General features: G+C 67.4%; 5 protein-coding genes. 2 read left to right on the top strand and 3 right to left on the bottom strand.

Translation table 11 applies throughout. The features are described from left to right. Window positions 1-320 precede the first annotated feature (320 nt). The 3 genes from AC2W7M_RS18495 to AC2W7M_RS18505 all read right to left on the bottom strand — a co-directional run bounded on the left by AC2W7M_RS18495 (window position 321) and on the right by AC2W7M_RS18505 (window position 4045). Window positions 321-1685: a PepSY-associated TM helix domain-containing protein gene (locus AC2W7M_RS18495; protein WP_486133921.1), complete on the bottom strand. Its 1365-nt coding sequence runs from the start codon at window positions 1683-1685 to the stop codon at window positions 321-323. Window positions 1686-1850: 165 nt separating this feature from the next. Continuing rightward, the gene (locus AC2W7M_RS18500; protein ID WP_486133922.1) at window positions 1851-2726 is read right to left on the bottom strand and encodes a TonB-dependent receptor; all 876 of its coding nucleotides are present in this window, start codon (window positions 2724-2726) and stop codon (window positions 1851-1853) included. After that, complete coding sequence (locus AC2W7M_RS18505; RefSeq protein WP_486133923.1) at window positions 2690-4045, bottom strand: TonB-dependent receptor; 1356 nt, start codon at window positions 4043-4045, stop codon at window positions 2690-2692. Before AC2W7M_RS18505 ends, AC2W7M_RS18500 begins: the two co-directional genes overlap by 37 nt. Window positions 4046-4164: 119 nt before the next feature. On the opposite strand from AC2W7M_RS18505, the gene AC2W7M_RS18510 reads away from it, so the two are divergent. Both AC2W7M_RS18510 and AC2W7M_RS18515 read left to right on the top strand, forming a co-directional pair. After that, window positions 4165-4818, top strand: a complete 654-nt coding sequence (locus AC2W7M_RS18510) for an SDR family oxidoreductase (protein WP_486133925.1) — start codon at window positions 4165-4167, stop codon at window positions 4816-4818. A gap of 12 nt (window positions 4819-4830) precedes the next feature. Continuing rightward, window positions 4831-5760 (top strand): dihydrodipicolinate synthase family protein, encoded by a 930-nt coding sequence (locus AC2W7M_RS18515; protein ID WP_486133927.1) that lies wholly within the window; start codon window positions 4831-4833, stop codon window positions 5758-5760. Window positions 5761-5770 lie beyond the last annotated feature (10 nt).

Genomic DNA, 5770 nt, shown 5'->3' on the forward strand with positions numbered 1-5770 from the left:
CCGGCGCCAGGTCGCGGCCCGATGCCGCCCGGCCGAGCAGGGCGCCAGCGCGACGCCCTGATGTCCGGCGACATCCGGCAGCATATGCAGCAACGACAGGTCGACGGGATGGCGGTCCCACATACGCGACGGCTTCCGGTCCCGAAAAAACGACGATGGCGATTGCCAGAGCGCGATCCGATCAGATTAAATCAATCTGATCGGTGAATCGCCCTCTAACCTTAAATGAGAGGACGCGTTTCCGATCAGCTTGCGATGCAAGCCGATCGGCGCGTGCTCTAGCGTCATACGGGCGAGGAGGCCAGCCAAGCGTGGACCGCTCAGCCCCTAGCCACAAGCCGGTCGATCAGCAGGCAGGCCACGAGCGACGCCCCGGCCAGCGGGAAGGCCAGGCCTATGGCGAGGACGATCAGCGCCAGGGTCCGCACCGAGGGCGCGGCGATCATCTTCGGCGCCGCAAGCCCGCCTTTCGGCCGCCGGCGCCACCACAGATAGGGCCCGGTGAGCGCCAGGAAGACGATGCCGAGACAGGGCACGAGCATGACGATCTGATTGAGGCGGCCGAAATAATTCCCCATGTGAAGCTGCACCCCCAGCTCCACGGCCTTCGCGGCGATCCCGTAGTCCGCGAAGCGCACATCGCCGAGAACCCGTCCCGAATACGGGTCCACATAGAGCGTGCGCTGGCCTTCCGGACGGTCGGGATAGGTGAAGACGATGTAGGCGCCGCCGGCCTCGCGCGGCAGGCTGAGGCGGTAGGGCGCGGCCATGCCCTGCGCGGCCACCACCTGTGCCACCCGGTCGAGGTCGATGGGATAGGCGGCGCCGGGCAGGGGCACCGCGGTCCCATGCGCGTGCGCATGGGCCTCGGACTGCGGCGCGGGGGCGTTCTCCGTGGTCCAGGGACCGGCGCCGTCCGTCGCCTGCTTGACCGTCGTCGCCGAGGTGAGGCTGACCCCATGGCCGCGATGGCTCGCCGGATAGCCGATCCCGGCGGCGTCGATCCCGCGGCGCAGCAGATCGCCCCAGATGTTGGCCCATGGCAGACCGGTCAGGATGAGGAACATGATCAGGATCGCCGTCCACACGCCGACGGCCGCATGCCACGCCTTCCAGAACGCACGCCCCTTGGTGTTCCAGCGCGGCAGGAGCGCGGCGGCGATCCGCAGGCCGCCGCGCGGCCACCAGAGATAGAGGCCGGTGACGGTGAGGATGAAGCCCCAGCAGGCGGCGAGTTCCACAAGGGCATCGCCGAACGTGCCCAGCATCAGCGAGCCATGGGCAATGTCGGAGAAACCGACGAGGGTCCGGCTATAGACGTAGGAGCCCAGCACGCGCCCGCTCCCCGGGTCGACGAAGACGCGGCGCGGCTCGCCCTGCTGAGGCGTGACGAAGACCTCGACGCTGCGCCCCGCGGCCGCCGGCGTGTCGATGCGCGTGACTTTCCCGCCTGGATACCCCGCAAGCGCTGAGGCCGCCATCTGTTCGAGCGGCACGGCGTTCGCGGAGGGTGGCACGTGTCGCAGATCAGGATAGGCGAGATCGTTGATCTCGTCGTTGAAGAGATAGATCGCGCCGGTGACGGCCAGGATGACCAGGAAGGGCGCGCAGACGAGCCCTGCATAGAAATGCCAGCGCCAGACGGCGCGATACACAGCGGCGGCGGTCCAGGATGCGCTCTGCACGGTCGGATCTCCCGAAGGCGCCGTCCCGGCAGGCCGCGGCGGCCGACTTCCCGAGAACGCGTGGTCCGACCGCCTGCGCCGCATGAGGGTCGGACTTCGCGTCTCCATCATCGAGGTTGGGGACAGATGGCCGATCCGGCGGCAGCCGCCGGATCGGATGGGGGTCTAGAACTTCACGGCATAGGACAGCTCGAAGCTGCGCGGCGGCGCGATATAGACCTGGGTCGGGCTGTATCCCGACCAGTTGGCGTAGAACTCATTGGTCAGGTTCTTGCCGCGCAGGCGCACCGTGCCCTCGCCGAGCCGGTAGTCCAGCCAGGCATCGAGCACGGCCCGCCCCTGGACCTCAATGGTGTTGGTCGTGTTGGTGTAGAAGCTGCTCACATATTGCACGGAAGCGCTGGCGGTGAGCGGGATCCGATCGAACCGGTAGCTGGTGAGCAGCATGTAGGTCAGCTCGGGCACATTGGGCGGCCGGTTGCCCGCGAGGTTGCCCGACGTGCTCCAGAGGCTGGTATAGGCCGCGTTGATGTAGGAGACGTTCCCCATCACCTTCCACTGGTCGGTGAGCGCCACCGCCAGTTCCGCCTCGGCGCCGCGCGAGCGCTGGGAGCCGCCCTGCACCGTGAGGGCCGGGTTCGCCGGATCGCGCGTCAGGATGTTGTACTGGTCGATCTGGTAGATGGACGCCGTCGCGACCACCCGGTTGTCCCAGAACGCGGACTTGATGCCGACCTCCATCGAATTGCCGTAGGACAACTCGAAATCGTAATTGGCAAGGTTGCTGAGCAGCAGGCTGGAGACCGGAACCGTGGCCTGATTATACTGCGCAAACAGTGCCGTCTCCGGCAGGATATTGTAGACCGTGCCGATGCGCCAGGAGACGCTGTCGAACGTGTTGTTGAAGTCGAACAGTTCACCGGTGTTCAGGTTGGCGATCTGACGGTCCAGCTGGATATTCTCGTAGCGGATGCCGCCCACCACCAGCCATTTGTCGGTGAGGTTCACCGCATCCTCGGCAAAGGCGGCGAACGTGCCCACCTGGCTGTCATAATCCTGCCGGGTGGGAAAATTGCCAGCGTATCCGCAGGAAAGAAGCCGCGGTCAGGAAAATAGGGGCTCACCGGCGTGGTGGTTCCGAAGCGGCGTTCGGAATAGAAGGTGGTGTCGATATATTCGAGGCCCGCGGCGAAGCGGTGGCGCATGCCGCCGATCGCGCCGTCGAAAAGCGCCGTCGCCCGCTCGGACCACACCTGCTGGTCGTGGCTGATGAACGTGGTCGAGCGATCGAGGAGGCCAGTCAGGGCGTTGTAGGTGAAGTCCTCGGAATTCGCCCACAGGCGGTTGGCGGTGTAATAATTGAAGTCGTTCCGCAGCGTCCACTGGTCATTCAGGCGATAGTCGGTACGGTTGCGGGCCCACACCGCGGTTGAATTCATTTCGCCGTCATAGACATTGTAGTTCTCGTTCCGCAACGCCCTGTCGATGACCATGCCGCCGGGGGCGGAGACGATGTTCGACGGCAAGAGGGCGGCGGAGCGCGCAATCAGCGGCGCGCCCTGGTAGGGCGTCTCGTAGTCGTCATGGAAGTAGTCGATGGCGAAGGTGGTGGTCACGCGCTCCGAGAGCGCGGCCGTCGCCGCCAGGGTGACGGCGGCGGTCTGCGACCCCGTATCGTCCACATATCCGCTTGATTGCGAGTAGACCGCACTGGCGCGCAAGGCGGCGTTCTGGCCGATGGCCACGTTGTAGTCCGCACCGCCGCGCCAGCTGTCGAAGCTGCCGTAACTGGCGATGGCCTGACCGAAATTCTGGTTGAGGACGGGCTGCTTGGTGACCAGGTTGATGGTGCCCGCCAGCGCGCCGTTGCCATAGATCACCGATGCGGGGCCCTTGAGGATTTCCACCCGGTCGAAGCTGAAGCTGTCATAGTTTCGCGAGACCAGCAGCGGGTCCGGAACCTGCATGCCGTCCACCGAATAGCCGACCGCGCCGCGCGAAAATCCGCGGATCGAGGTGACGCCGGGCTCCCCCGGAAGGTTGCCCGACATCACGCCCGGGACGGTATTGTAGACTTCGGTCAGCGTGTTGAGCCCGCGCTCCTGCATCTCCTGCTGGGTGACGATGTCGATGGATGCGGGCGTTTCAAACGGCGTCAGCCCGACCAGGCTTCCGGTCTCGTTGGCGGTCTGGAGCTTCTGGCGCTCGGCCGCGAGAAGGGCGCCGGGGCCGCCATCCTCGACGGTGATTTCGGGCAGCACGAGGGCCTCCTGGGCGGAGGCGGGTACGGCAGACGTGGTCACGGCCAGAACGGCAAGGCAGAGCGCCCGCCCGCCGCGGGGCGTCGAAGGAGGAAGCATGGCTGGGGTTTCGCTGAATGAGTGCGCGCAGGGTTCATCGACGCGCGACGGAGCACGCATCGCGACGCCCCCCACCTCCTGCGGGGCGACGGCACGAGCCTGATCCAAGCGCGGGTGCTATGCGCCGCGCGGGGGCCCTCTGGCCGTTCGCTGCCTGCATTGCGCGCCAGGGCCCGGGCAGGGGGTGGAGGGCACCGGCGCATTCCCGGCCAGGACAAAGCCCTGCGGCGCGATCTCAACCGCGGGCGGCGCCGGGTGGCCGAGCCCGCCCAGCATCGCACAGCCCAGGCTGCAGCAATCGAATCGGCTGGGCAGCGAGCCCGCGGGGGCGCCCTCGTCGCTATCCCCGGAAGCCGTGCACAGAATGGCGTGCAGACCGTCCGCGGCAGGCGCCGCCTGCACGCCCAGCGCGAAGCCCGCCACGACCATCTGCACGGCGAGCAGATAGGCTGCGGCGAGCGCGAGGGACTTCCTCCACGCTGGTGCAAAGCCTTTCACGATGCGGACTCGCTCGGTCTCATGCGTCGTTTATAGGGGAGGTCGCGCGCGCCTGCCGCAGGGAATTGACCCTGCGTCAACGTGACCTGGTATCGGGATGCCGCGTGGCTTGGGCGCCAAGATGCCAGGGTTCCCGCGCACCGTCCATCCCCGCCGGCCGCTTCGGACCGATGCGGGACTATGCCAATGTGGCGGCCTTCCTTGGGGGCGCCCGTTCGTCCTATGTCACCGGCTCCGTCATCCGCGTGGATGGCGGGCTCATCGCCAGCATCTGATCGGTTTTCACCATGCTCCTCGACGCCAGCGCCTCCGGCCTGTTCCCCATCGCCCCGACCCCGTTCACGCCCGACGGCAGGATCGACGAAGGCTCCCTCGACACCCTCATCGCCCGCTATCTCGCGGCCGGCGCCACCGGCGTCACCGTGCTCGGCATCATGGGCGAGGCGCCGAAGCTGGAGCCGGAGGAATCGCTCGCCGTCACGTCCCGCTTCGTCGCCGGATTCGGCACGCTGCCGGTGATCGTCGGCGTCTCCGCGCCCGGCTTCGCGGCCATGCGCTGGCTGGCGCGCGCGGCCATGGAGAAGGGCGCGGCGGGGGTGATGATCGCCCCGCCGACGCACCTGCGCACCGACGACCAGATCACCGGCTACTACCGCCAGGCCATCGAGGCCATCGGCGGCGACATTCCGTTCGTGATCCAGGACTATCCGCTCACGCTGACGGTGCAGATGACGCCCAGGGTGATCCGCCAGATCGTCCAGGAAAACCCGTCCTGCGTGATGCTGAAGCACGAGGACTGGCCGGGCCTCGAAAAGATCTCGGCGCTGCGTGCCTTTGAGAAGGACGGCTCCATGCGGCCGATCTCCATCCTCACCGGCAATGGCGGCCTGTTCCTCGACTTCGAGATGGAGCGCGGCGCCGACGGGGCGATGACCGGCTACGCCTTCCCCGAGATGCTGGGCGAGGTGGTGCGCCTGCAGCAGGCCGGCGCGCGCGACGAGGCGCACGATCTGTTCGACGCCCATCTGCCGCTGCTGCGCTACGAGCAGCAGCAGAGCGTGGGCCTTGCCGTGCGCAAGTACGTGATGATGAAGCGCGGCTTCATCGCCTCCGACGCCCAGCGCAAGCCCGGCTCGGCGCTGACCGCCGCGGCCCGTGCCGAGGTCGACTATCTGCTCGCGCGCCTCGCCCGGCACGATCCGCGCGCCGCGGTCTGAGCGCCGGGGG

Source organism: Xanthobacter sp. BG11Y11_SDJG (genome assembly GCF_057364445.1).